Origin of the sequence: Roseibium sp. (assembly GCF_048260565.1) — a bacterium.
Lineage (GTDB): Bacteria > Pseudomonadota > Alphaproteobacteria > Rhizobiales > Stappiaceae > Roseibium.
On record NZ_JBLXGP010000014.1, the window covers coordinates 41054 to 65267 of the forward strand.

Here is a 24214-nt window from a genome sequence, read left to right on the forward strand (position 1 = left end):
AACTTTGCGACATTTGGAGCAGGTGCTGGAATTGGGGGAATTTGAGCATGTTCGAACCGCAGAGGAATGCCAGGAACCTTGCGGAAGCGCGCGCTGTTTTTGCTGCGTTGATGCTCGCTGTTCTGACGCTGCTCCCGGTCTCGGCTTACGCTCAGGACACCCCCTTCAAAGGCGGCTGGACGCTGCAGCCGGAAGGCTCCTCGCTTCGGTTCCAGTCGGTCAAGAACCTCACCAAGGTGGAGTCCAGCCGCTTCGCCGGGATCGAAGGCTCGATCAATGAGGCGGGCGAAGCTGCCATCCATGTCTTCCTCGATTCCGTCGACACCAATGTCGATCTGCGCAATGTCCGCATGCGCTTCCTGTTCTTCGAGACCTTCCAGTTTCCCGAAGCCGTGATTACCGCCAGGATCGATCCGGTAGCGCTGAGCGATCTACCGACCCTCAAACGCAAGATCCTTCCGCTCGACTACGACCTCGAGCTTCACGGGGTAAAAAAGAGCTTCGACACCGAGGTCGCGGTCACCTACCTGAGCGACGACCTCGTCGCCGTCTCCACGACCGCGCCGATCTCTGTGGCGGCTGCCGATTTCAGCCTGGAGGAAGGCATCAAGAAGCTGGAGGAAGCCGCCAATGTGGTGATCGTGCCTTCGGCGACCGTGTCCTTCGACTTCGTCTTTGCCCGCAATGCTGCCGCAGACACGACCGTGGCGGCAGCCCCTGCAGCAGCGCAGTCGACCGCAGCAAAGCCCCCTGCTTCGAAGGCTCTCGAGCCTGAAGGCAATTTCGACCCCAAGGCCTGCAAGGGCCGGTTCGAAATCCTGTCACGGACGGGAAACATCTATTTCCCAAGCGGCAGCGCGAAATTGGATGCGCGCAGCAGCCCGCTGCTGAACAGCCTGACCGACATTATCTCGCGCTGTCCGGGCCTCGTCATCGAGGTCGGCGGCCATACCGATAGCGACGGCAGTGCGACGGCGAATAAGCGCCTGTCGGAGCAACGCGCGTCGGCCGTAACCAAATATCTGATTTCCAATGGAATACCGGAAGACCGGATCGTCAGCGTCGGATACGGAGAAGCAGACCCTGTCGCTCCGAACGACACCGCTGACGGCAAACGCCGCAACCGTCGTATCGAGTTTGTCGTTGTCGAATAGAACCCGCCCTCGCCGCCACGCGCAGATCCTCTTTGCCGCCCTGGTGCTGCTATCGGCTCTCCTGCCGGTCAGGGCGATGGCCGAGGCGCGCCTGGCCCTGGTCGTCGGCAACGGCGCCTATGTCAACGTCACCGCCCTGCGCAATCCGGTCAACGACGCCATCCTGATGGCGGACTCCTTGCGCAAGGTGGGGTTCGAAGTCACGCTCATCACCGAGGCCAAGCAGGATGAGCTGATCCGGGCCATTTCCGAATTCGGCCGCAAGCTGCGCGGCGCCGGCGACGATGCTACCGGTCTGTTCTACTACGCCGGCCACGGCGTCCAGTCCTTCGGGACCAACTTCCTGCTGCCGGTCGACATCGCGCTACAGGACGCGGCCGACCTGAGCCTCGTCGGCGTTCCGGCCCAGGCCGTACTGAGGCAGATGTTTTCCGCGCGCAACCGGACGAATATCGTCATCCTCGACGCCTGCCGGAACAATCCCTTCGTGACGATCCCGGATCTGAGCGACAACGGGCTTGCCGAAATCAAGGCGCCGCGGGGCACGTTCCTGGCCTATTCGACTGCACCGGGCGATATCGCCGTCGACGGCACTGGCGCAAACAGCCCGTTCACGGAAGCGCTCGCGACCCATCTGTCGGCGCCCGGCGTACCGATCGAGGCGCTGTTCAAGGATGTGCGCGTCGAGGTCGTCGAAACGACCGGCGGCAGACAGACCCCGTGGGACACGTCCTCGCTCACCGTCGACTTCCAGTTCGTGCCGGCCAAGGCGCCGACACCGGAAGAAATCCAGATGCGCCAGCTCTGGGAATCGGTGCAGATGAGCTACGACCCGGTTCAGGTCCTCCTGTTCTTGCGCGCCAACCCCGACAACATCTATGCCGATGACGCCCGCGCCCTGTTGCGCGACCTGATGGCCAAGACCCTGAAACCGGGTGAGAGCGTCGCGGAAGCAGCAAAGCCGGCAGAAGCTCCATCCGAAACAACAGCGGAGAAGCCCGAACCGGTCGATCCGGTGCAGTCGGAGCGCGACCTGATCGAACAGGCCCGTCAGGCCGGCACGGCAGACGCCTATCAGGCCTATCTCGACGCCTATCCGGAGGGCGCCTTTGCCGAACTAGCGCGTCTCGAACTCAGAACGATCGAGAACAACGCGCCCCGAACAGATCCGATCTCCAGGCCGCCCGAGCCGGTCGCACCGGAGAAACAGACCCCCGACGTTGCCGCGACCGGCATGCCCGACACCGTGGCCTTCAATACGCCGCTCGGCATCGGCGATCCGGAGATTGCGACCCGGAGCATTGCAGAGATCATCACCGGCTCACCGCTGTTTCCGCCCATCGACGGCCTCCCTGACATCGCCTGGAAGGACAAGGCCTGCGCCAACTGCCATCACTGGAACCAGGAAAACCTGTGCACCCAGGCCAAGACCTACCTCGCCGGCGGCAAAGCCGCCCTGGCGAAAAAACACCCCCTCGGCGGCACCTTCAAACAGGCCCTCGCCATCTGGGCAAGGGACGGCTGCAAGTAAGCGAAGGGAAGGCACCCCATCCCACCCTCAGGCTGTCATCCCGGTTTGGAGGGACGCGATAAGACCGGGATGACAACCGAGGGAAACAGCAAGCACCCTGGACGCAGGAGAGCCCCCCCTACCGCGCTCCTCACCCCACATTCCCGATATCCTCCACCACCATATCGACGAACAGTTTGCAGGACGGCGACAGCGACCTTCCCTTCTTGGTCACCAGAGCAATGCTGCGGCTGACTTCGGGGGCGACGAGAGGACGGGTGGCGAGGCCCTGGTGGCGGTGCATGGCCGCAAGCGCTGCCGGCAGGATCGCGACACCGAGGCCGCTGGCCGCCATCCAAGCGGCGGTTTCCAGGAAGCCGACCTCATGGGAGACCTCCGGCTTGGCGCCAACCTGCATCAGCGTGCGGTCGACAAGGTCGCGCACGCCATAAGGGCCGCCGCGAAAGGTGATGAGCTGAACATCCGCAAGATCCCGCCAACGCACCTCTGCCCGTGCTGCAATCGGATGGTCTTCCGCGCAAACCACCTGCAGCGCATCCGACAGGATCAGACGGTTGTCGCAGCCAGCGCCCGCTGGAGCCGGTGTGCCGATGCCCATTTCCACCCGCTCGGAGACGATATGGGGCAGGAACTGGCTCGGCGCGCAGTCGTCCAGCACCAGTTCGATATTGCCGTACTGCTGGGAAAAGCGACGGGCGGTCCCCGGCAACAGGGTCGCGGCAGTCGCCGGCGTAGCGGCCAGATGCACACGGCCGCGGCTGCCCTCCGACAGGTCGCGGAAATTGCTGCCGAGCGTCACCACGTCCTGCAGGATCCGTTCCGCGATCCCGAAGGCCTCGTCGGCGGCGCGCGTCGGCGCAAGGGTACGGGTGCTGCGGTCGAACAGGCGCGTGTTCAGCGTCTCCTCGATCTGGCGGATCAGGGCGCTGACGGCCGACAGCGATACGCCCAGTTCGTCCGCCGCGCCGGCGAGCTTGCCGAGCCGGTAGACCGCGACAAACGCCCGGAGCTGTTTAAGAGTGAGACGGGTCTCAATATTCATTGCATGTTATCTTCATAATCGTTCTGAATTTTTCGATTTTATTGAGAATAATTCTGGCGTTCAATCATTCTCGTGACAGCGCCAAAGGGAAGCTATTCGGAAACGGATACCGGGAGGGAACCCGGCCCCGCACAGGCGCTCGCATTGGGAGGAAGAACAATGAACTTGCGCCGCACCGCTGCGCTGGCTCTTGCCGGCGCATTAAGTTTTTATACGGCCTCGGCCATGACCGCGTCCGCCGCAGGCCGGCTGACCCTTGGAACCAACCCGCAAGGTTCGATCTATTACACCATCGGTGGCGGCATCGCCGCCGCCCTGCAGGACAAGCTCAGCCGTCAGGTCACCGTTCAGCCCTTCACGGGCTCATCCGTCTACCTGCCGCTGATCAGCGCGGGCGAAGTCAACATGGGGCTCAATTCCAGCCTCGACCTCGGCGGCGCGCGCCGGGGCGAAAACGGCAAGCCGCTTGAAAACCTGCGCGTCCTCGCCCGCATATGGCCGCTGAAAGTGGCTTTCGTCACCCGCGCGAACGAAGGTCTCGCCAAGGTGTCGGACCTGAAAGGCAAACGGGTCGTCACCGACTTCAGCGCGCTCGCCGCCATGAGCAAGTTCAACAAGATGATGCTGGAGCTGAGCGGCCTGAAGACAGATGACGTCACCGCGGTTACCACCGCCGGCCTTGGGCCGGGCATGGCCCAGCTCACCGAGAACAGCCTCGACGCAACGTCGGTCGCCGTCGGCATTCCGCTGACCCAGCAGGCACAGGCCTCCATTCCCGGCGGCATTCGATACCTTTCGATCGAAGGTGCTGACGCAACGAGCGCGAAGGCGGACGAACTCTATCCGGGCATGTATCTGGTGGAAGTGAAGCCGTCCAAGCGCCTTCCGGAAGTGACCGAACCGGTCACCGTCGGCGGATTTGACGTGTTTCTGACGGTCAGCGCCGACATGCCGGATGCGGATGCCGCGGCCATCGCCGAAGCGTTCTACGACTCCCTGCCTCAGCTCAAGAAGGACTATCCGCCGCTCGGCGCTGCGTCCCAGGAAAAGCTGTCGGCACCGTCCAACACCGTGCCCTATCACCCGGCCGCGGTCGCCTTCTACAAGTCGAAAGGCCTGTGGAGCGACGAAAACACGGCCCGCGATGCGGCGCTGAACAAGAACTGATCCGAACACCCGGACCAAGATCATGACCGTGCGTTTTCCGGCGGTGGCCACCCTCGTGGCCGCTCTGACCGCCCTTGGCATCCTGTGGCTGCTCGACGTGCCCCGGCACTTGGGGTTCGTCGTTCTGACCGAGCAATATCTGGCGCTGATGATCGGCCTGGCGACGCTCGCCGGGCTGGTGACGGTCCCGCTCAAGGACAACGCCCTGCTGCGGTCTCTCGACTGGCTCTTCGGCCTCGCCTGCCTCGCCTCCTGGCTGTGGCTTGCCTGGAACTACGAGGCCTGGCTGCTCGACCCGGTCAACCGCGGTCCGGAAAAATGGATCCCCGCCGTCATTGCCCTCCTTGGCATTCTGGAGGCAACACGGCGGCACTGTGGAGCGGTGCTGGCGCTTTTGGGCGTCGCCTTCATCGCCTATGGCCTGTTCGGTCATCTGGCGCCGGGCATCTTTTCAGCCGCCGAAATGGCGCCGGCCCGCTTCACCCTTTATCTTTACAACGACACCAACGGCGTCCTCGGTCTGGTGCTGCGGGTCGGCGCCACCCAGATTCTCGGCTTCATCGTCTTCGGTGCAGTCCTGAACGCCGTCGGCGGCAGCCAGCTCCTGACCGACCTCGCCATGGCTTCCATGGGCCACCGGCGCGGCGGCCCGGCCAAGGTGGCGATCCTGGCTTCCAGTCTGTTCGGCACTCTGTCGGGCTCCACCGTCGCCAATGTCATGAGCACCGGCATCGTCACCATTCCGATGATGAAGCGCTCCGGCTTTCCCGCCCGCTATGCGGCGGCCATCGAGGCCGTCGCCTCCAACGGCGGCCAGATCGCCCCGCCGGTCATGGGCGCCACCGCCTTCGTCATTGCCGAATTCCTGCAGGTCTCCTATGCGGACGTGGTGCTCGCCGCTCTGCTGCCGGCCGTCGCCTATTACGTCATGCTCTATCTGCAGGTCGACCGCTACGCTGCCGTCCACGGTCTGGAAGGCGCGCCCCGATCCGAACTGCCGCCGCTCGGCAAGAGCCTGATCCGCTCGTGGCCGCTGCTCCTGCCCCTCGGCGTGCTGATGTATTTCCTGTTCGGCCTCGGCTACGCGCCGGGCAAGGCCGCCCTCTACGCCGCCTTCGTCGCCTACGGCTTCCACCTCGTCATGGCCCCGCGCGGCGCCCCGCGCTTTTCTCTCCTGTTCGAGATTGCCCGCACAGCCGGCAAGACCATGGTGCCCGTGCTGCTGGTCTGCGCCGTTGCCGGCATCATCATCGGCACCATCAATGTCACCGGCCTCGGCTTCGCCCTGACCCTGGCGCTGGGCAAGATCGCCCAGGTCGGCGGCGTCCTGCCGCTGCTCGCGGTCACGGCCCTGATCGCCGTCATCCTCGGCGTCGGCATGCCGACCACCGGCGTCTATGTGGTGGTCTCCGTGCTGCTGGCGCCTGCACTGGTCAAGGCCGGCATCGGTCTCATGTCCGCCCACCTGTTCATCTTCTACTTCGGCCTGCTGTCCATGCTGACCCCGCCGGTCGCCATCGCGTCCTACGCAGCCGCGTCCCTGGCCCAGAGCGACATGTGGCGCACCGGCGTCACCGGGGTGCAGCTTGCCATCGTCGCCTATCTCATCCCCTTCGTCTTCGCCTTCAACCCGGCGCTTCTCTTCGACGGCACCTGGGAGGAGATCGCGGTCTCCTGCCTGAGCGTGGGTGCCGGCGGCATCATCCTCGCCGAGGTGCTCGCATGGAAAGGCGCTTATGGTGGTGGCTGGAGACGGCTTGCCATGGCGGTCGTGGCGCTCTTCATCGGCGGCAGCAGCGCCCTCTTCGGCGCCGCCGCAATAGCGACACTCGCCGTCGCGCTGGCAGCCCTGCCCCTGATCTGGATCCTGCGCCGCTTTTCTGCCGGCCACGTGAGGACAACGCCGGCAACGGCACGCCCCCAGCCCTCATCCCAAGTCTGACCAAACCGGCCTAACCACCTGACCGGACTCATCGAACGGAGCGACAATGACCGAGAGAAATCCCAATCCGCCCTACAAGCGCATCGCCACCGAGGAGGCCTGGGCACCTGCCGAGATGATCGAACTCTACCGCAAGGAGATTGAGGAAAAGGCGATCAACGATCCCGGCTTCCAGTCGCTCTGGGGTTTCTTTTCCGGCGACAGTCCCAAGGCGAAAGCCCATCACGCGCGCATCCAGGACCTGGGCGAAATCCGCCTGAAGGATATGGACGACAGCGGGATCGACATCCAGGTTCTGTCGCTGACCTCGCCGGGCGTACAGATTTTCGATCCCGCGACCGCCACTTCGCTCGCCACCCGGTTCAATGACGAGCTCGCCGAAGGCATCGCACGCCATCCGGACCGTTTCGTCGGCCTCGCCGCCTTCAGCCCGCTCGACCCGGCCAATGCGGCCAAGGAGCTTGAGCGCGGCGTCAAGAAGCTCGACATGCGCGGCGGTATCCTCAATTCCCACACGCTCGGCACCTATATGGACGACGAGAAATACTGGGAGGTCTTCGAGGCCGCCGAAGCCCTGGACGTGCCGATCTACCTGCACCCGAACACCCCGCCGGCCCAGATGATCGAGCCGTTCCTGAAACGCGGTCTCGATGCGGCCGTCTACGGCTTTGCCTGCGAGACCGGCCTCCACGCCCTGCGCCTGATGGTCGCCGGCCTGTTCGACCGCTTCCCCAAGCTGCAGATCATCCTCGGCCACTGCGGCGAGGCCCTGCCCTTCTGGCTCTACCGCATCAACTACATGCACAGCCACATCTCGGTCACCGGCCGCTATCCGAATGTCGGCCCGCTGAAGCGCAAGGCCGAAGAGTACCTGCGCGAGAACTTCATCTACACCAACAGCGGCGTCGGCTGGGCTCCACCGGTCATGTTCGTCCGCGACGTTATCGGCCCGGACCGGATGATGTATGCCATGGACTACCCCTGGCAGTTCGTACCCGAAGAAGTCGCCTGGATGGATGACCTGCCCCTGGACGATGCGGGAAAAAAACAGTTCTACGAGGACAACGCCCGGAGAGTGTTCAAGATCGCCGAATAACGGCGAGACCGGTGGCGCGGCTTCCCGCGCCACCTTCCAGGATCTGCAACTGACCTGAATTGTCCGACGTCACCTATATTTTTTGACATATTTGATCCGTATCAAGATCGGGAAGCGCGTTTCTTTTCAGAATATGCCCATTCATTTCCGGCCGGAAACGGACCGGGCGGAGTTTGGAGGTCCCGATGATCAAAACGATATGGAAATCCAGGTTATTCAAGTTTGCGGGTTCCGCGCTTTTGGGACTGTCCGTCCTTGCTCTGGCACCGCAGGCCAATGCGGAAACGGCTCCGGTATCCGGATCGTCTGCTGCGGCTCCTGCGCCTCAGGCTGGCGCCGAAAATACGATCCAACTCGCCCAGTGGGGTCCTCCGCCGCCTCGCGGATGGGAATACCCGCCGAACAATCGCAGATACCCTCCTCGCTACTATGACCGGCGCTATTACGGTCCGCGCTATGCGCCGCCGCCGCCGCGTTACCGCCGCTCGCATGCCCATGTGCGCTGGTGTCTGAACCGGTACCGGTCCTACAATCCCAGAACCGACCAGTATCTGGGCTACGACGGCTATTACCACTATTGCCGCAGCCCTTACCGGTAGGAAGCTTTCCGCCACACGAAAATGGTGAAAGGCCGCTCAAGGAATTGGGCGGTCTTTTTTGCTCTCCTGAAGAAAACCAGACGTCTTCCAGGACAGCCACCTCCCGGAAATAATCATGCGGGAAGTGCGGTAAATTTCAAAATCAAACGCCAAAAAGAAAATAGGCAACGGCGCGGGAGGAGGAGCGCCGTCGCCTTATCCGGAGGAGCCGGGTGTCCGGCTGGCCCCCCTCAATGCATCGCCAGCCATTCGCGCGCCGAGCGCTGGGCTTCCGCGATTTCATCGCGGGTCATTTCAAAGGAAATTTCCTTGCGGTAGCGGGCTGCTTCCATGCTGCCCTTCAGGGCCGCAATGTTGAACCACTTGTGGGCGCTGACCAGATCGGCGACGCCGTGATGACGGCCGCAGGCGCTGTCCAGACCCATCTGGAACAGGATATCTGCCGATGCGGGCTGTTCGCCCATGATCGCCATATCGGCGGAGTACACTTCAAAACGAGCCATTACGCTCTCCCCTTGTTAAAGACCGCCTTCCCCCGAAGGCATCCCTGAAACTGCGAGCGGTAAAGTCCCGCGTTTCATGGGCTTATCTTGGGAAAAGCCGTTGAAGGCGCCGTTAAAATTTTAAATTAATGCAATGCGAACAAAGACTTAAGAGTTCCTGAAGTTTACTTCCCGGTAAGGCTGTCAGGGCAAAAAGCTTCGTCTTTTCAATCGCCTTTATCTAAAAGCCGTAAGTTGCTGGAAAGACTCTGATTACCATAGATCATGTTTGCAGGTTTCCGTTGCGGCCGGATGGACGAAAGCCGATCCGACCCGGAACGGATTTCATGGTCGCCGGGTCTTCCGCTATAGTCCGCTCGGAAATGCGTTCTGACAGGAGATGCGGCATGAAGGCCTGCTTCAAACCCGAATGGGCAACGTATCTGCCAGTGACGGCGATTATTATGTCAATATTTATGGGTGCCGCTCCGGCCAGAGCGGATCTCGACGCCTTCGCCGGCGACTGGCTCACACCCGCAGGCGCAACCGTGCGCATCGGCCCCTGCGGTGAAAGCCCCTGCGGCCGGATCGTCAATTTTGTTCCCCCACCCGGCTACTCCGTGGAGAACACCCCAGACCTCAACAACCAGGACACTTCCAAGCGCAATCGCAAGGTGCTTGGCCTTGCCGTTCTCTACGAGCTGCGGGAAGCCGGCCGCAATTTGCAGGGCCGCGTCTACGATCCCCGCCGCGGCTTCAGCGCCGATGCCACCGTCACGCGGTCCTCAAGCGACCGCCTGACCATCAAGGGCTGCGTCCGGGTCATATTCAAAATGTGCGAAAAGGAAACCTGGCGCCGAGCACGGTGAGAGATCAGAAGACCTCTTGTCGATTGCTTCGATCCTCCAAAGTCATCCCGGAAAAACCTGCAGCCAATATCCGGGACCGGCGAGCTCGATTGTTACCGGGCTTGCCAGAAGCGCCTGCTGGAAGCCGGGGCTCGCCGGTCCCGGGTCTTACTTGCGTTTGCCCGGGAAGACGATCGAGAGGTGTTTGGGCGCGCCCTACCGCTGCCCGAACAGAACGCTTTGCGCTTGCTTGTCGTCGGCGAGCTGCAGCTTTTCACGCTCTTCCTTGCCCACGGCAAGGCCGGCCTGAACCGCCGGACGGGCTTCCAGCAGCGCCTTCCAGGCTTTCACGTTGGGGAATTCCTCAAGGTCCATCCCTTGCCGTTCCCAACCCTGCGCCCAGCCGATGATGGCCATGTCGGCGATGGTGTATTCCCCGGCTGCCACATAGTCTTGTCCTTCGAGACGGGTGTTCAGCACCCGGTAGAGCCGGTGGGTTTCGTTCAGGTACCGGTCCATGGCATAGGGCAGCTTTTCCGGCGCGTAGACGCGGAAATGGTGGTTCTGGCCGAGCATCGGGCCGAAACCGCCCATCTGCCACATCAGCCATTCTTCCGTTTCCACCCGCTTGCGCTCGTCGGCGGGATAGAACTTGCCGAACTTGCGGCCGAGATACTGCAGGATCGCGCCGGATTCAAACACCGAGATCGGCTCGCCGCCCGGACCTTCCGGATCGATGATCGCCGGCATGCGGTTGTTCGGGGCGATCTTCAGGAAATCGGGTTCGAACTGGTCGCCCTTGCCGATGTTGATCAGCTTAAGATCATAAGGGACACCCAGCTCCTCCAGCATGATGGAGATCTTCCAGCCGTTCGGTGTCGGCCAGTAATAGAGTTCAATCGGCTTCGTCTGCGTCGTTGCCATGGTCGTCCCCTTGTCTTCGCCGGCCAGTCGGGCCGCGATTGATCGTAGAATAACGATGGATTTAGGACGCTGCGGCGGACAGCACAAGCGGTGAAGCGAAAAAACTTCCGTAAAATTCCGGATCGCTCATAACATCTTCTTGAAACCAAGGTGGCTCTGGTCGAAGCCAAGCCGCACATAGAACCGATGGGCATCGGTGCGCACCCGGTTGGATGTGAGCTGCATCAGCCCCGCGTTTGCTGCCCGGGCGAGTTCCTCCGCATGGGCCATCATCATCGCCCCGATCCCCTGCCCGCGCCGGTCTTCGCGGGTGTGCACACTTTCAAGCTCAACCCGCGGGCGCCCCTGGAAGGTCAGCCCTTTCATGAAATGGATCTGGTAGGTGCCGACCACCTCGTCCCCGTCGAGCGCTACATAGACATCCATCTCAGGCGCCGCCAGCATGGCGTCAAACGCGTCCCTGTAGTCCTCGGCCTTCCCCGTCTCCTGCCCCACCCGCGCGCCTGCAGCGCCGGCGATCAGAAGCGCCAGGATATCGGCCAGATGCTCCGGCCGGGCTTTTTCAATGCGGATGTCGGCAGTCATGGAAAGTCCTGAATACTCATTTGGCGGGAAGCCCATAGAGCACAGGCACAGGAGGGAAAACAAGCTGGATTGGGTCGTGGGAGACGTCCGCGCCTCCGGTTTCCATTTCCTCATCGGAAACGGAAACTGGAGGCAGGACCATGCGCGCCGTTCCCTCCCCAAGGCGCGCGCACGGTGCGGACGCCTGTCCTTATTCGGCCGCGTCCCGCGAAGCGCCGAAGTGGCGGGCGAGATCATCGGCAAGGTCGGTGCGTTCCCAGCCGAAGCCGCCGTCGGCGTCCGGGGCCCGTCCGAAATGGCCATAGGCGGCGGTGCGGGCGTAGATCGGCTTCAGCAGGCCGAGCTGCTCGCGGATACCGCGCGGGGTCAGCCGCACCATTTCGCGCAACACCCGGGCAAGCTCGGCCTCGTCCACCTTGCCCGTCCCTTGCGTGTCCACATAGACGGCAACCGGCTCGGGCATACCGATCGCATAGGCGAGCTGGATCAGGCAGCGATTTGCCAGACCGGATGCGACCACGTTCTTGGCAAGATATCGGGAAGCATAGGCCGCGGACCGATCCACCTTCGTGGGATCCTTGCCCGAAAACGCCCCGCCGCCGTGCGGCGCGGCCCCGCCATAGGTATCCACGATGATCTTGCGGCCGGTGAGGCCGGCGTCCCCGTCCGGACCGCCGATCACGAACCGGCCGGTCGGATTGATGTAAAGACGGTCCTGCGGCGCGCGCCAACCTTCCGGAAACGCCTTCTGGACATAGGGCAGCACGATCTCGCGCACCGTCTCCTGGTCCACGTCCTCTCCGTGCTGGGTGGAGACCACCACCGCGTCGACGCCGACCGGACGGCCGTTCTCGTATTTCAGGGTCACCTGGCTTTTCGAATCCGGCCCCAGGCGCGGTTCGGCACCGGATTTCCTGGCCTCGGCCATCAGCCGCAGGATCTTGTGCGAGATCTGGATCGGCGCAGGCATCAGTTCCTCGGTTTCATCGCAGGCGTAACCGAACATGATGCCCTGGTCGCCGGCGCCTTCCTCGCCCTTGTCGCCTTCATCCACGCCCATGGCGATGTCGGAAGACTGCTTGTGGAGCCGATTGATCACTTCCAGCGTCTTCCAGTGGAAGCCGTCCTGTTCGTAGCCGATGTCGCGCACTGCATCGCGCACGAGTCCCTCCACGTCCTTGAGGACACTGTCGGGCCCGCGCACCTCGCCGGCGATGGAAACATGGTTGGTGGTGGTCAGGGTCTCGCAGGCGACCCGCGCCTCCGGGTCCTGCGCCAGAAAGGCGTCGAGGATGGTATCGGAAATGCGGTCGCACACCTTGTCGGGGTGACCTTCGGAAACGGATTCACTGGTAAAGAGCCAGGACTTCTGCGCCATTAAGCGTTCTCCCGTGGTTTGTTGATTGGCAGGCGGACGGCAGACATATGCTGCCGTCCTCTCGATTGGTCGGAATAATCGGAATCGGTTGGTCCCGATCAGGCGGGTTTGCGGAACAGCTGGATGCCCCAGGAAAGCTGACCCGCATCGGCAGCATCCACCCAGTTCTGTAGCCCTTCAGCCATCTTGTCCAAATATTCCGCGGATGCGCCGTCGTCGCGCAGACGCTTGTAATTGGCGATCAGTTCCTCGCGGACGCGGAAATAGTGAGTCCGCAGCTGGTTGGTCATGTCGCGCTGTTCGACCACCTCGAAGCCGAGCGCTTCCGCCGCTTCCCGATAGAAACGCATGGACCCAAGGCTGTTGAGCTGAATACGGTCGTAAACCCGCTGCAGCGCGGACGGGTCCGCATCGTCGGCCTGCATCGGGTCGGTGAAGATGAAATAGCCGCCGGGCTTCAGCACCCGGAACACTTCGGACAGCACCTGTTGGCGCTGGTCGGAGTGCAGGATCGCGTCCTGGCTCCAGACGACGTCGAAGCTGGCCGGCTTTTCCGGGATGTCCTCGAACGCCCCATGCACGACCCGGATCCGGTCGGCGTAGCCCTTCTGGCGATTGCGGTGCCGGTTGGTGTCGTTCTGCACCTCGGAGATGTTCAGGCAGACAGCCGTATCGTCTTCACGGTCGCCCCGTCGGCTCAAGACCTTGCGCATGGCGCCACCGTAGCCGGAGCCGATATCCAGGAAGGCCGCCCCATCCTCCAGTCTCGGCAGCATCTTCAGCATCTCCTCGATGGTGAGATCCGACGCGGTCCGAATGTCCTTCGTCGTGTCGTAGAGGCCGATGTGCAGATCCTGACCGCCCCAGACGGTGCTGTAGAACGTGTCCGCATCGTCGCTGTCGTAATAGCTTTCGGCAACCTCGCGGATATCCGTCTGCCCCTCCTCAAGAGTCGCGCCGCCCCAGCGCACCAGGTGCAGGCTGGATTTCTCGGCGATATGGATAAAGAAGTCCGGATCTTCCTCCGCATAGGTTTCCTGGAAATCGCCGTAGGTCCGCACGCGCTCGAACCCGGCTTCCGACAGAAGCCGGCGCATGTAGTTCTTGCGGATCGGAAACATGTTCAGCGTGTATTCAGCGCCGTCGGGAAAGCTGTATTTGAACCGCGCCAATCCCTCGTCGATATGTTCCGGCTCCGCCTTCACCTTGTCGCCGGCATAGTAGTACTTGTGCTTGGAGCTGAAACCATGGTCGAGCATGGCGTCGTAATTGCGCTGGTCGATAATCAGGATGCCGTCATGTTTGAGCGCGGCATAGAATTCGGCGAGCGCCCGGCGGCGGTCCTTTTCCTCGTGCAGGTGCGTAAAGGAGTTGCCGAGGCAGATGATCGCGTCGTACTTGCCCTGGATGTCCCGGTTGAGCCAGCGCCAGTCGGCCTGGACGGTCTTGAGGATCATGCCCCGCTTCTGCCCATTCTCGAACGCCTTGGCGAGCATGGACGCCGACCCGTCCGCAGAGGTCACGTTGAAACCGGATTGGGTCAGACGCACCGAATGGAAGCCGGTGCCGGTCGCCACATCGAGCACGGTCTCCTTGCCGCGCGCCCGCAGGATGTCGATGAAGAACTGTCCCTCACTGTTCGCCCGGGCGTCCCAGTCAATCAGTTCGTCCCATTTCTCGACGAAGGACATGATGTACTCGCCCCGGTAGAGATCGGTTTCCCGATTCGCCGTGGGGTCCTGGCCGTAGGCCTGTTCGTCGAGTTCGAACTCTGCATTCTGCGGTACACGGACTGCACGCATGATCTGGTCTCCTCTAGATTTACAACGCCGTCGCGCGGACCGACGGCGGGCGCGCACCTTCGCACTGCCGGGCGGACCTGGCAGCCGGAAGGGATTTGTCTTCATTTCGTCGGTCCAGCAGGAATCGCGCGATGCGCTGCAGGGTTACGGCCGGACCGGCGGATAGCCGGCCTGAACTGCTGAACCTTGTGGCGACGGGCGCAATCCGAAGGACTTCACGGCCCGGAACATGTGCCGAACACCGTTGTTGGAAGCCCCGGAGAGACAGGCATGTCTGATGCGCCCTCTAGCCAGGAACGGCCGGAGGGTATCAGCCTGCGCTCCGATTTCAACAGCTGGAGACCTGCAGAGGGTGATACCATCCGCAGAAATTACGATAAGGCCTTGAAATAAATGGAAAATTATTTTTCTTGAATTTTTCCTGACAGCACAAATCGGAAAGACAAAAACCCTCAAACTGAAAATAATGAAGGAGGATATTCAAAATTTAGATTTATAAAAACAGAAACTATGGGCGCAATACATACATAAATACGAAAAAATCATTCAGAATTCAAAATTTGAACTTAATTAACCTATAATCAGAAAGAATTATAATCGTAATAATTACCGCTTCGCGCTTTTATGAAGACCCGTAAGACGAATCCACATCATCAGTGCAAGGGGCCCCGCAGGCACAGCCGGGCGAGCCCCGGACTGGCGCTTATGCGCCGTCCGGCGAAATCTCAAAAAAGATGACGGCGGGCCGAAGCGCCCTATTCCAGCCCGATCTTCGACTTCAGCAGGTCGTTGACCGCCTGCGGATTGGCCTTGCCCTTGGAGGCTTTCATGACCTGGCCGACGAACCAGCCGAGCAGGCCCGGCTTTTCCTTGGCCTGTTCCACCTTCTCCGGGTTGGCGGCGATGATTTCGTCGACGATCGCCTCAATGGCGCCGAGATCCGTGACCTGCTTCATTCCGCGGGTCTCGACGATTTCCGCCGGGTCGCCGCCCTCGCTCCAGACGATCTCGAACAGATCCTTGGCGATCTTGCCCGAGATGGTGCCGGCCTTGATCAGATCGATGATCGCGCCGAGCTGGGCGGCAGAAACCGGGCTGTCATCAAGGTCGTGGCCTTCCTTGTTCAAGCGGCCGAACAGCTCGTTGATCACCCAGTTGGCGGCAAGCTTGGCATCACGCCCCTTGGCGACTTCCTCGAAGAAGTCGGCGGAGGCCTTTTCGACCACGAGAATGTCGGCGTCATAGGCGGACAGACCGTAATCGTTGACGAACCGGTCCTTCTTCTCATCGGGAAGTTCCGGAAGATCCTTGGCGAGGTCGTCCACATAGGCTTGCGTGAATTCCAGCGGCAGCAGGTCCGGGTCCGGGAAATAGCGGTAGTCATGCGCTTCTTCCTTGGAGCGCATGGAACGGGTCTCGCCCTTCACAGCGTCGAACAGGCGGGTTTCCTGATCTATCGAACCGCCGTCCTCCAGGATCGCCATCTGTCGGCGGGCCTCATATTCGATGGCCTGGCCAACGAAGCGGATGGAGTTGACGTTCTTGATTTCGCAGCGCGTGCCGAAGCCCTCGCCCGGACGGCGCACGGAGACGTTGACGTCTGCGCGCATGGAGCCCTGGTCCATGTTGCCGTCGCAGGTGCCCAGATAGCGCAGGATGGTGCGCAGCTTGGTCAGATAGGCCTTGGCCTCGTCCGACGACCGCAGGTCCGGCTTGGAGACGATCTCCATCAGCGCGACGCCGGAGCGGTTCAGGTCGACGAAGGACATGGTCGGGTGCTGGTCGTGCAGTGACTTGCCCGCGTCCTGTTCCAGGTGCAGGCGCTCCACGCCGATTTCCACCTGCTCGTCCGGCATGTCGAGCAGGATCCTGCCCTCGCCGACGATCGGCTGCTTGAACTGGGAAATCTGGTAGCCCTGCGGCAGGTCCGGATAGAAATAGTTTTTGCGGTCGAACACGGATTTCAGGTTGATCACAGCCTTGAGACCAACGCCGGTACGTATCGCCTGGCGCACGCATTCCTCGTTGATCACCGGCAGCATGCCCGGCATGGCCGCGTCCACGAGGCTCACATTGTCGTTCGGATCCTTGCCGAATTCGGTGGAAGCGCCGGAAAACAGCTTGGCCTCGGAGGTCACCTGGGCATGGACTTCCATGCCGATCACGATCTCCCAGTCGCCGGTGGCGCCCTTGAGGAATTTCTTGGGATCGGGTGTGCGTGCCTCGACAATCGTCATTGCGTGTCAAATCCTGTGTTTATCCTGCGCGGAACACGGCCGGGAGAAATACCGGCGGTCGCGCTGCAATCGTCGGAACCGATGCCTAATCGCGAATTGCCCTGCCCGCAAGGCCTTCCTGCCCACATGCGGCAATTCCCGGCATGAAAATGAGCCAGAAATGTTCGAAAACGGAGACGGCAATACAGTGCCTACCCGCGGAATACGAAAGCCGCACCGAGCGCGATCAGCGAAAATCCGATGGCATGGTTCCACGTGAGGCTTTCCTTCAGCCAGAAGACTGAAAAGCCGGCAAACACCAGGAGCGTGATCACCTCTTGGATGGTCTTCAACTGCGCGGTGGAGTAGACCGCGCTGCCCAGCCGGTTGGCGGGCACCGCAAGACAATATTCGAAGAAGGCGATACCCCAGCTCAGCGTAACAGCCAGGGCAATGGCCGTCCCCTTGTGCTTGAGATGCCCATACCAGGCGAAAGTCATGAAAATGTTGGAGGCGACCAGCATCAGGGGCGGCAGGACAAAGCTTATCGTCGTCGGCATGGAATTCTCCGGGATGGAAAAGGCGGATACGGTAGAGCCTTCCGCCGGCAGGAGAGAAATACGCCGTAAAGGCTCATTCGCCATACACCGGGTCCGCGCCGCCGCCAAGCCGTTCGAAGCCCAGCCAAACGCAGGACGACAACCGCAAATACCGCTCCCCCTACTCCGGCGGATTCTGGGCCTTGCCGTTGCGGATTATGTAGCCGATGAGGACGGCGACGGCCTGATAGAGTTCGGTGGGGATTTCCTGGTCGAGTTCGATCTGCGACAGGGCTTCGGCCATCATCGGATTATGCTCGATGGGCACGCCGCTTTCCCGCGCGATCTCCTCGATGCGTTCGGCGACATTGCCGGTTCCCTTGGCGGCAACGACGGGCGCGGAGCCGTCCTCGTAGGTGAGCGCGACAGCGACCTTTTCTCCCGGACGGACCGGCCTTTGCGGTTTGGATTTCTTCATATCCGTCTTCTCATGCCCGCCCCGTCCTCAAGACTGGCGATCCACCACGGCTCCGAACCGCGCTTCGGTCCTTTGCGGCAAGCCGCGCAGGAATCGCAGTTCCTTCAGGTCGATCCCCGCATGGGCGAAGCTTGCCTCCAGCGTGTCCTTGTCGGCTTTCAGCCTTTCCAGCGTCTCGCCCCGATCGACCCACAGGCTCACATAAGTGCCACCGCCGCGCAGACTGACGGCCGCTTCCATGGGGCCTGTTTCGGTCAGGTCGAGCGCGAAACGCAGCCGCCAGCCCGGTCCGTCTTCTTCATCGCCTTGCGTTCCTTCCGGATCCCGACCCACCTGCATCTGCACGATCGCCGTCTGACCGTTGACGGCAATCGGCAGATCCATGGTCATGTCCATGGCCCGGCCATGGTGAACATGTTCATCGCCTCCGAGCCCGCGGCTCACCATCTGCGACATTCGGATCCGCGCCAGGGCCGCATCGGTATCCCGCATCAGCCGGTTGAGTAAGGACTTCTCGTCACCGTCGGAAACCGCGGAGGATATGCTTGAAGGCCTGTCGCCCTGGGGCGAACGGCGCAGCGATGGCGCGGCAGGCTGAGTGAAGGGCCGGCCGGGTGCGGCCTGCGCACCGAGCCCCTGAAGCAGCGAGCGCAGGTTGACCAATAGCGATTTCAGGTCGCCGCCCAAAGCCCCCTGGCTCGCGCCTTGTAATATGCCCTGTGCCCCGGCCTGACCCGTTTGCCCTCCGCCAAGCGCCGCTTCACGGAACAGGCCGGAATTCTTGACCGCCGCCTCGACCGTTTTGCCGGAAAAGCCCGCCGCCTCCGGCTGCAGACGAAGCCCGAGGATCTGTTCCATCACCTGTTTGACCGACTGGGGTACGTTCGCCGCCGTCTTTCCGCCCGCCACCGCACTCAGCTGGGCGTAAAGCCCCGACAGGCTCGCCTGCTGCTCTGCGAGCTTCGGCAGAACGGTCTCGGATGCCTGCTTCAGTTCGGGCGTTACCGGCCGGTTCTGCGGTGACACCTGCGCCTGTCCCGCAGGCGAACGTCCGGATCCGGCATAGGCATTGCCCGGCAGTGTCGCATGGGCGCTTCCCGAACCTTCGGGAAGGGTATTCACGAAATGGGCGGTCGCACCGGACGTGGACACCGGCGTGAAGGACGCCTGAGAAGTAGCAGACGCCGGAGCACCGGGGCGCGGCGTCGAACCCGGCGGTGTTGCCGCCTGCGCGGTCGCTGCCGGGTTCACAGGCGTTGGAGTTGCCTGCGTCGCAGCGGCGGGCTGAGGACTTGCGGGACCCGTTTGAGGGAGCGTCGCCTGAGCACCTTGCGCCAGCGCCGGCTGTCCACCTGCCGGGGCTGGCGGCAAAACGGCCTGCCCGGCGCCGGACGACGCGGAGGCGGCCGCGCCTTGCCCGCCGGCAGGCACCGTTGCCGGGCCCTGAGCCGACGGATTGACCGGTTGCTGAACGGTCTGTGTGGCAGGTTGCCCCGCAGGAGACACGACGGCTGGAGCAACCGGCGCCTGTCCCGACCCGGGGACCGGGGCTTGAGGCTGCACCTGTGTCGTCGTGGGCGCTTGTGGATTGGAAACGATCTGAAGCTGCAGGTTCCCCGGAAGCGTGGGCGCCTGCGCACTGAGCGGAGAACCCGGCGGATTGCCTACCGACACCGAGGCCTGAACCGCGGCTTGCCCGCTGGCACCCACCGATAGCGGCGGCGCTGCATTTACCGCCTGCCCCGCAGGAGCACCCGTCGTCTGGGTCGCGGCCGGGCCGCCACCCGTCGTTGGCGCCGAGGTCAGTGTCTGAGTCCCTGTCTGGGCCGTCTGAGGGACGGTCTGGGTCACCGTCTGGCTTACGGTTTGTCTCACCGCCTGCGCGGCCGCATCGCTTGCCGCCTGCGACGAGGTGGCAGAGGTCGCGGGCGTACCGCTGGCCTGTCCTGCACCAGTCTGTCCCGCACCAGTTTGTCCCGGACCAGTCTGGCCCGTGTTCGCCTGACCTGTATTCGCCTGGGACCCGGTCGGTTGGGACCCGGTCGATTGGGCGGAACCTTGCGAGGCCTGCGTCTGCCCGGTCTGCACTTGCGTCGTTTGGGCTTGCGTTGTCTGGGCCTGCACCGCCTGGGCCTTGCCCGTCGCCGCGGCAGTCACCGCATCGGCCAGGGCGGATGTGGCGGACGATGAGGATGACGTGGCGGGAGCAGCCGGCAAGGCCGGCTTGGCCGCCACATGCACCAGCTTCTGCGCCGTCGCAGCGTCGGTGGAAGGCCCTTGCCCGGCAGATGCCTGCGTACCCCCTTTCCCGTCGGGAACAAGCTGGATCTGAGGTTTGCCCGGATCGCCGCTGACCTTGAGCGTCAGTTCCGTACCCGCGGGCAGCGCTGCGTTTGCGCGCACCTCAATGGTGGATTTGCCCACGGAAAGCCGCAGCACATTCCCGGGCAGGCTCGCTTCCACGCGCGCACGCGTCTCCGTTCCCGGTTCGAGGCGAACCTGGTTGGACGAAGTCCCGGAGGATAGCGACGCCTGCAGCGCCGCGATCGCACTCACCATTCAAAACGTCTCCGCTTGGGGCGTGAGTCTGTTTCCAAAAGCTTAGCAGAAAAGCATCGGAAGTGACCTTTCCCCTCTATTGACTCTGATCAAGGTGAAAACTTCGTGTCTTGCCTAGAGTCGTTTTCAGAGGGGCACGGTTACGTGCAAGGAGAGACTGAATGCGTTGGGTGGAAGAAATGAACGGGCGTGCGGGCCTGATGCGCCGCATGCTGGAAACAATCGGAGCCATGGACCAGATCCCGGAGGGCACATGTGTCGGCCAGGATATTCGGCAGGCCGTCGACCGCTGTATCTGCTGCGAAAAGGCGGAAAGCTGCCAACAGTGGCTTCAGGACCAATCAGGCAAGGGCATCGTTCGTCCGCCGGACATGTGCCCGAATGCGGGATTGTTCAACAAATGGCTGGACAACGCACCACAGGACGCAGACGCCTGAGGCAATGATCAAAAGAGGCGCAAACAGCCGAAAGGCCTCGCATCCGTGCGGGGCCTTTCTTGTTACTGGAAACGACTTTGGAAATCGGGCTGCCCATCCTCTATGCGCTCACTTCTCGTTCCCTGATGCCATTCCAGACAAGTGAGGCGAAGCCGAACGCCGATCTGGAAACCAGATATCAGCACGAGCGCCAGCAAGTTCTTCTCGAGAAGGAAGTTAGACGCGCTCCGCGCGGGTGAAGTCTGGATTCCGGATCAGCACGCAGCTTCACTGCGCTTGTCCGGAATGACGGGAAAGTCTTCCCTCAGGCCTTCTTCATCCGCTTTGCGATCATGAAAACAATCGCCGACGCCACCAGCCCACCCGCAAAGCGGAAGGGGAACATGGCGAGCGGGCCGGCATTGTGCTGGGACCAGACCGGCATGCCGGTAAAGCTGAGTGCGGTCTCGACCATGAGCGACAGGGCCGCGGCCGCAAAGGCGGCGATCCAGAGTTTCTTCGCCCGGTCTGCATACCAGCCCAGCGCGCCGCCGATGATCAGGGCGGTCGGATTGAGGAGCCCGGAAAGCCCGAACAGATCCATCCATGTGTCGGAAAGCGTCAACATGGCTTCGTCTTTAGCGGCAAGCGACGGGAAATGCGAGCCCCGTTTGAAAAATGCCGCACCCGGCATGCAACCCAAGCCTGCTTTCTCCCCGGCTGAATTCCCCCTAGGATGCATCTGCCTGATTTTTTATCAATTTGAGAGAAGCGACCGCGCAGGTGACCTTTTCCAGTAACGACGACACGCTGACCATCGAAAACTTACGAACCAAAGGCATGCGCCTCGGCGTCGTCTGCGGCCACTGCCACCGCTTCCGCTATCTGAACGAAAACCGCTTTGCGGATACCGATACCCTCGGCGATATCGCCAAAAAACTCACCTGCAACCGCTGCCGTTCCACCGATGTCGAGGCCGTCGCTGTCTCGAGAGACCCCAAGAACGGCTACTGGCCGGCGGAACGCAGTTAAGGCACCTGACCGGCCTTCCCGAAAACACGCTGCTGATGCCCCTCAAGATTAACCCAGAAACAGCGCATTCCTTCCCCGTAATCGGGCCTTTGGCAACCTTATCGTATCAATCCGGCGAGCCCCCGGCGAAGGTCGGTCATCGGTGAGTTCAATCGTCATCGGGCTTTCATTGTCGGGATCGATCCAACCGACCGCGGACAAGCCATCCGTTTCGATATCGACGCCTTCATTTGACATAAGGCATGAATAGTTTCGGTGGTGGAACCGTACGGACTGCCCCTTTGCCGATGCCCAGTCCGCAACAGAGGCCATCATGAGAAACGGTTCGGCGGGAGCGCCGAAGGTCACACCACCACGGGGCCCCCATTTATCCGACAAGTGGATCACGGCTTCGGCCATCATGAAAGGACATACGCCAGCAATACCGAATTCCGGGTGTTTGCGAGGACACAACTCGGCAATACTGCGGCCATTCACGAGAGCGAGATAGACGACCAGTTTCATCACTCCGCGCTGGAATCGTTCTTCCAGCCAGAACGCGGACCAAAGGCCGATCTCGGTATACGTTCTGCGGTAGCCAACCTCTCTCATCGTTTTTTTCAGGATGGCTTCGGCTTGCCGGCGCGGGAACTCAACGTCGTTCAAAACGCGCCCCATTCGTCTTCGTCTTCGTCTTGAAGTCCGACATCAGTATCCACGCAATCACGCAATAGGCTCCGACCAGAACCACAAGGCGAAGCAGTGACGGGGCCGCCATTTCACCTGCGAAATACCAGGATGCGAGCTTCAAAGCGCAAACATCGATCAACATGGCAAGAAAAGCGAAGCCGACGGTGATAACCGGCCGGCTCTCCGCTAATAACAACCGGAAGGTGATTGGCCCAGGTGCACCACCCAGACGGTCGTGAACGCGCCGCGAAAGGGCAACGCCAATCGCAAGAGCAAAAGCTATCATGTTCAATGCAAAGCCCGTTTGCTTCACGATTTTCTGAAATGACGCATCCCAACCGGCCAAGCGTATCGCAATAATGAACGTCACAACGCCAGCGCCTAATATAACGGCGTAGGATATGCCGAATATCGCAATTGTTTTCGCTCGCATTGCACATCCTCCATCCTACAGAGTGTCTAGTAGACAACCACTAACTCCCCATTAAACCCGCTCATCGCGCGCGCATTGGTACTGAAAGTAACCAACCCGCCCCTAGCCACATCTCAGGCCCGTTTCCGCTCCAGCAGCATCACGCCGGAAACCGCCAGCAGAAACGCGACACCGGATGTGATCGTCCGTATCTGGTTCCAGAACTGCCAGGGGTCCGAGTAGTCCTGCCAGATCGCGCGGGCGCTTTCCACGTCATCGGGCACGGTGATCAGCGCCAGCGCTTCGTTCATCGGTACGTTGATCCGCATCGTCAGCAGCAGCCCGAGGGCGAAATAGACGCCCGCGGCAAGGGCGAAGGCCGCGGCGCTGCGCCCATTGCCCTCTCTCATGAGCAGAAATGCCGTCAGCGCCAGTGCGACCGGCGTACCGAAAAAGGCCGGCGCGAAGACGAAGTTCCGGACAGAGGCGTTCATCGCCTGCATGGCCTGGATCGCGACCCGCGGATCGGCCGCATCCAGCCCCCACATGGTCGAACAGACCCAGGCGTAGAAAAAGCCGAAAATCGCCGCGCTCAGCGTCAATGAAACAAGGATCATGGCCTTCGTAGGATATCTCATTCTCGCCTCCAATAAACCGTACACATCTTTACGCCTTTACATAGGCGTATCAATCTGTACGGATCAAGTAAAGCGATTTCAGAGGGCTGAATGAACGAAGACGAAAGACAGGAACGCCACAGCGCGATCTCCCGGGCGGCCTATGCGCTGCTCGCCGAACATGGCTATGTCGGCGCCTCGATGCTGCGCATCGCCCGCGCGGCAAAGGCCTCGAACGAAACGCTTTACCGCTGGTACGGCAACAAGGACGGCCTGTTCCGCGCAATGGTGGAAGACAATGCCGCCGAAACCCGGCGCCTGCTCGAAGAAGCGCTCGAAGGGCAGGACGATCCGCGCACCACGCTGGAAAGGATCGCGCCCGTCTTTCTCGCCATGTTGCTCGGGGACAAGGCGGTCCTGCTCAACCGGGCGGCTGCGGCCGACCCGACCGGAAAACTGGGTGCCGCCATATCGGCCGGCGGACGCGGGCAGGTGATGCCTCTGCTGGACCGGCTCATGCAACACATCTGCGCCGGTTCAGACATCCCGCCCAGTGAAGCCACCGGCTGGTTCCTCGGCCTCCTCGTGGGCGACCTTCAGGTCAGGCGGATCATCCACGACTGCCCGGCACCTTCGCGGGAGGATATCAACGCCCGCTGCCGGAAGGCGCTTCAGGCCTTTGACCGGCTGATAGACGACAGAGCGCGGTGAGAGCGGGCATAGTTT

Annotated in this window: 24 protein-coding genes; 10 read left to right on the forward strand and 14 right to left on the reverse strand. The window is 61.9% G+C overall.

Features of this window, described 5'->3' with window-relative positions; translation table 11 throughout:
* Positions 1-47 precede the first annotated feature (47 nt).
* Both ACN0SO_RS22505 and ACN0SO_RS22510 read left to right on the forward strand, forming a co-directional pair.
* Positions 48-1154, forward strand: a complete 1107-nt coding sequence (locus tag ACN0SO_RS22505; protein ID WP_417681320.1) for an OmpA family protein — start codon at positions 48-50, stop codon at positions 1152-1154.
* The gene (locus tag ACN0SO_RS22510; protein ID WP_417681322.1) at positions 1144-2685 is read left to right on the forward strand and encodes a caspase family protein; all 1542 of its coding nucleotides are present in this window, start codon (positions 1144-1146) and stop codon (positions 2683-2685) included. The genes ACN0SO_RS22505 and ACN0SO_RS22510 overlap by 11 nt, the downstream gene beginning before the upstream one ends.
* A 130-nt stretch (positions 2686-2815) precedes the next feature.
* On the opposite strand, the gene ACN0SO_RS22515 is transcribed toward ACN0SO_RS22510, so the two are convergent.
* Positions 2816-3727 carry a LysR family transcriptional regulator gene (locus tag ACN0SO_RS22515; protein WP_417681324.1) on the reverse strand — a complete coding sequence of 304 codons (912 nt, stop codon included), beginning with the start codon at positions 3725-3727 and terminating at the stop codon, positions 2816-2818.
* 159 nt (positions 3728-3886) lie between these two features.
* Here ACN0SO_RS22515 and ACN0SO_RS22520 point away from each other — a divergent pair, with 159 nt between their 5' ends.
* The 4 genes from ACN0SO_RS22520 (at position 3887) to ACN0SO_RS22535 (ending at position 8531) form a co-directional block, all read left to right on the forward strand.
* Positions 3887-4894, forward strand: coding sequence for a TAXI family TRAP transporter solute-binding subunit (locus ACN0SO_RS22520; protein ID WP_417681325.1), 1008 nt, complete (start codon positions 3887-3889; stop codon positions 4892-4894).
* 22 nt (positions 4895-4916) lie between these two features.
* Positions 4917-6836 carry a TRAP transporter permease gene (locus ACN0SO_RS22525; RefSeq protein ID WP_417681327.1) on the forward strand — a complete coding sequence of 640 codons (1920 nt, stop codon included), beginning with the start codon at positions 4917-4919 and terminating at the stop codon, positions 6834-6836.
* Between the two features lie 46 nt (positions 6837-6882).
* Positions 6883-7932 (forward strand): amidohydrolase family protein, encoded by a 1050-nt coding sequence (locus ACN0SO_RS22530; protein WP_417681329.1) that lies wholly within the window; start codon positions 6883-6885, stop codon positions 7930-7932.
* A gap of 185 nt (positions 7933-8117) precedes the next feature.
* On the forward strand, positions 8118-8531 hold the full coding sequence (locus ACN0SO_RS22535) for a BA14K family protein (protein WP_417681331.1): 414 nt from the start codon (positions 8118-8120) through the stop codon (positions 8529-8531).
* Between the two features lie 230 nt (positions 8532-8761).
* On the opposite strand, the gene ACN0SO_RS22540 is transcribed toward ACN0SO_RS22535, so the two are convergent.
* Positions 8762-9034 (reverse strand): hypothetical protein, encoded by a 273-nt coding sequence (locus tag ACN0SO_RS22540; protein ID WP_417681333.1) that lies wholly within the window; start codon positions 9032-9034, stop codon positions 8762-8764.
* 386 nt (positions 9035-9420) lie between these two features.
* Here ACN0SO_RS22540 and ACN0SO_RS22545 point away from each other — a divergent pair, with 386 nt between their 5' ends.
* Positions 9421-9882 carry a DUF2147 domain-containing protein gene (locus ACN0SO_RS22545; protein ID WP_417681335.1) on the forward strand — a complete coding sequence of 154 codons (462 nt, stop codon included), beginning with the start codon at positions 9421-9423 and terminating at the stop codon, positions 9880-9882.
* 195 nt (positions 9883-10077) lie between these two features.
* Here the strand turns inward: ACN0SO_RS22545 and ACN0SO_RS22550 are convergent, their stop codons facing one another.
* The 8 genes from ACN0SO_RS22550 to ACN0SO_RS22585 form a co-directional block, all read right to left on the reverse strand.
* Positions 10078-10785, reverse strand: coding sequence for a glutathione S-transferase N-terminal domain-containing protein (locus ACN0SO_RS22550; RefSeq protein WP_417681337.1), 708 nt, complete (start codon positions 10783-10785; stop codon positions 10078-10080).
* 126 nt (positions 10786-10911) lie between these two features.
* The gene (locus tag ACN0SO_RS22555) at positions 10912-11370 is read right to left on the reverse strand and encodes a GNAT family N-acetyltransferase (RefSeq protein ID WP_417681339.1); all 459 of its coding nucleotides are present in this window, start codon (positions 11368-11370) and stop codon (positions 10912-10914) included.
* A gap of 190 nt (positions 11371-11560) precedes the next feature.
* Positions 11561-12748 carry a methionine adenosyltransferase gene (gene metK / locus ACN0SO_RS22560; RefSeq protein WP_417681341.1) on the reverse strand — a complete coding sequence of 396 codons (1188 nt, stop codon included), beginning with the start codon at positions 12746-12748 and terminating at the stop codon, positions 11561-11563.
* A gap of 98 nt (positions 12749-12846) precedes the next feature.
* Positions 12847-14550: a methyltransferase domain-containing protein gene (locus ACN0SO_RS22565; protein WP_417681342.1), complete on the reverse strand. Its 1704-nt coding sequence runs from the start codon at positions 14548-14550 to the stop codon at positions 12847-12849.
* Positions 14551-15305: 755 nt separating this feature from the next.
* Positions 15306-16787 carry an Asp-tRNA(Asn)/Glu-tRNA(Gln) amidotransferase subunit GatB gene (gatB, locus tag ACN0SO_RS22570; RefSeq protein ID WP_417681344.1) on the reverse strand — a complete coding sequence of 494 codons (1482 nt, stop codon included), beginning with the start codon at positions 16785-16787 and terminating at the stop codon, positions 15306-15308.
* A 191-nt stretch (positions 16788-16978) separates the two neighbouring features.
* A complete protein-coding gene (locus tag ACN0SO_RS22575; RefSeq protein ID WP_417681346.1) occupies positions 16979-17326 on the reverse strand; it encodes a DMT family protein in 348 nt (115 codons plus the stop codon).
* A gap of 160 nt (positions 17327-17486) precedes the next feature.
* Positions 17487-17783: an EscU/YscU/HrcU family type III secretion system export apparatus switch protein gene (locus tag ACN0SO_RS22580; RefSeq protein ID WP_417681348.1), complete on the reverse strand. Its 297-nt coding sequence runs from the start codon at positions 17781-17783 to the stop codon at positions 17487-17489.
* A 27-nt stretch (positions 17784-17810) separates the two neighbouring features.
* The gene (locus ACN0SO_RS22585; protein ID WP_417681350.1) at positions 17811-20342 is read right to left on the reverse strand and encodes a flagellar hook-length control protein FliK; all 2532 of its coding nucleotides are present in this window, start codon (positions 20340-20342) and stop codon (positions 17811-17813) included.
* Between the two features lie 161 nt (positions 20343-20503).
* Between ACN0SO_RS22585 and ACN0SO_RS22590 the strand changes: the two genes are divergently transcribed.
* Positions 20504-20779 (forward strand): DUF6455 family protein, encoded by a 276-nt coding sequence (locus tag ACN0SO_RS22590; protein ID WP_417681352.1) that lies wholly within the window; start codon positions 20504-20506, stop codon positions 20777-20779.
* Between the two features lie 304 nt (positions 20780-21083).
* Here ACN0SO_RS22590 and ACN0SO_RS22595 read toward each other — a convergent pair whose 3' ends face one another.
* Entirely contained in the window at positions 21084-21386 is a 303-nt protein-coding gene (locus ACN0SO_RS22595; RefSeq protein WP_417681354.1) for a phosphatidylglycerophosphatase, read from the reverse strand.
* A gap of 155 nt (positions 21387-21541) precedes the next feature.
* Here ACN0SO_RS22595 and ACN0SO_RS22600 point away from each other — a divergent pair, with 155 nt between their 5' ends.
* Positions 21542-21790: a hypothetical protein gene (locus tag ACN0SO_RS22600; RefSeq protein ID WP_417681356.1), complete on the forward strand. Its 249-nt coding sequence runs from the start codon at positions 21542-21544 to the stop codon at positions 21788-21790.
* 48 nt (positions 21791-21838) lie between these two features.
* On the opposite strand, the gene ACN0SO_RS22605 is transcribed toward ACN0SO_RS22600, so the two are convergent.
* The 3 genes from ACN0SO_RS22605 to ACN0SO_RS22615 form a co-directional block, all read right to left on the reverse strand.
* Positions 21839-22435, reverse strand: coding sequence for a hypothetical protein (locus ACN0SO_RS22605; protein ID WP_417681358.1), 597 nt, complete (start codon positions 22433-22435; stop codon positions 21839-21841).
* Positions 22422-22892 carry a hypothetical protein gene (locus ACN0SO_RS22610; RefSeq protein ID WP_417681360.1) on the reverse strand — a complete coding sequence of 157 codons (471 nt, stop codon included), beginning with the start codon at positions 22890-22892 and terminating at the stop codon, positions 22422-22424. Before ACN0SO_RS22610 ends, ACN0SO_RS22605 begins: the two co-directional genes overlap by 14 nt.
* Before the next feature lie 113 nt (positions 22893-23005).
* Positions 23006-23509 (reverse strand): DUF1772 domain-containing protein, encoded by a 504-nt coding sequence (locus tag ACN0SO_RS22615; protein WP_417681362.1) that lies wholly within the window; start codon positions 23507-23509, stop codon positions 23006-23008.
* 90 nt (positions 23510-23599) lie between these two features.
* Here ACN0SO_RS22615 and ACN0SO_RS22620 point away from each other — a divergent pair, with 90 nt between their 5' ends.
* Positions 23600-24199, forward strand: a complete 600-nt coding sequence (locus ACN0SO_RS22620; RefSeq protein ID WP_417681364.1) for a TetR/AcrR family transcriptional regulator — start codon at positions 23600-23602, stop codon at positions 24197-24199.
* Positions 24200-24214 lie beyond the last annotated feature (15 nt).

What these genes read in the sequence shown, in the direction of transcription:
- ACN0SO_RS22520 (WP_417681325.1), top strand. Translation starts at nt 3,887, where the DNA reads ATGAACTTGCGCCGCACCGCTGCGCTGGCTCTTGCCGGCGCATTAAGT.
- ACN0SO_RS22505 (WP_417681320.1), top strand. Translation starts at nt 48, where the DNA reads ATGTTCGAACCGCAGAGGAATGCCAGGAACCTTGCGGAAGCGCGCGCT.
- gatB (WP_417681344.1), bottom strand. Translation starts at nt 16,787, where the DNA reads ATGACGATTGTCGAGGCACGCACACCCGATCCCAAGAAATTCCTCAAG.
- ACN0SO_RS22620 (WP_417681364.1), top strand. Translation starts at nt 23,600, where the DNA reads ATGAACGAAGACGAAAGACAGGAACGCCACAGCGCGATCTCCCGGGCG.
- ACN0SO_RS22580 (WP_417681348.1), bottom strand. Translation starts at nt 17,783, where the DNA reads ATGAAGAAATCCAAACCGCAAAGGCCGGTCCGTCCGGGAGAAAAGGTC.
- ACN0SO_RS22615 (WP_417681362.1), bottom strand. Translation starts at nt 23,509, where the DNA reads ATGAGATATCCTACGAAGGCCATGATCCTTGTTTCATTGACGCTGAGC.
- ACN0SO_RS22595 (WP_417681354.1), bottom strand. Translation starts at nt 21,386, where the DNA reads ATGTTGACGCTTTCCGACACATGGATGGATCTGTTCGGGCTTTCCGGG.
- ACN0SO_RS22575 (WP_417681346.1), bottom strand. Translation starts at nt 17,326, where the DNA reads ATGCCGACGACGATAAGCTTTGTCCTGCCGCCCCTGATGCTGGTCGCC.
- ACN0SO_RS22610 (WP_417681360.1), bottom strand. Translation starts at nt 22,892, where the DNA reads ATGCGAGCGAAAACAATTGCGATATTCGGCATATCCTACGCCGTTATA.
- ACN0SO_RS22545 (WP_417681335.1), top strand. Translation starts at nt 9,421, where the DNA reads ATGAAGGCCTGCTTCAAACCCGAATGGGCAACGTATCTGCCAGTGACG.
- ACN0SO_RS22590 (WP_417681352.1), top strand. Translation starts at nt 20,504, where the DNA reads ATGCGTTGGGTGGAAGAAATGAACGGGCGTGCGGGCCTGATGCGCCGC.
- ACN0SO_RS22535 (WP_417681331.1), top strand. Translation starts at nt 8,118, where the DNA reads ATGATCAAAACGATATGGAAATCCAGGTTATTCAAGTTTGCGGGTTCC.
- ACN0SO_RS22550 (WP_417681337.1), bottom strand. Translation starts at nt 10,785, where the DNA reads ATGGCAACGACGCAGACGAAGCCGATTGAACTCTATTACTGGCCGACA.
- ACN0SO_RS22525 (WP_417681327.1), top strand. Translation starts at nt 4,917, where the DNA reads ATGACCGTGCGTTTTCCGGCGGTGGCCACCCTCGTGGCCGCTCTGACC.
- ACN0SO_RS22530 (WP_417681329.1), top strand. Translation starts at nt 6,883, where the DNA reads ATGACCGAGAGAAATCCCAATCCGCCCTACAAGCGCATCGCCACCGAG.
- ACN0SO_RS22585 (WP_417681350.1), bottom strand. Translation starts at nt 20,342, where the DNA reads ATGGTGAGTGCGATCGCGGCGCTGCAGGCGTCGCTATCCTCCGGGACT.
- ACN0SO_RS22555 (WP_417681339.1), bottom strand. Translation starts at nt 11,370, where the DNA reads ATGACTGCCGACATCCGCATTGAAAAAGCCCGGCCGGAGCATCTGGCC.
- metK (WP_417681341.1), bottom strand. Translation starts at nt 12,748, where the DNA reads ATGGCGCAGAAGTCCTGGCTCTTTACCAGTGAATCCGTTTCCGAAGGT.
- ACN0SO_RS22565 (WP_417681342.1), bottom strand. Translation starts at nt 14,550, where the DNA reads ATGCGTGCAGTCCGTGTACCGCAGAATGCAGAGTTCGAACTCGACGAA.
- ACN0SO_RS22515 (WP_417681324.1), bottom strand. Translation starts at nt 3,727, where the DNA reads ATGAATATTGAGACCCGTCTCACTCTTAAACAGCTCCGGGCGTTTGTC.
- ACN0SO_RS22540 (WP_417681333.1), bottom strand. Translation starts at nt 9,034, where the DNA reads ATGGCTCGTTTTGAAGTGTACTCCGCCGATATGGCGATCATGGGCGAA.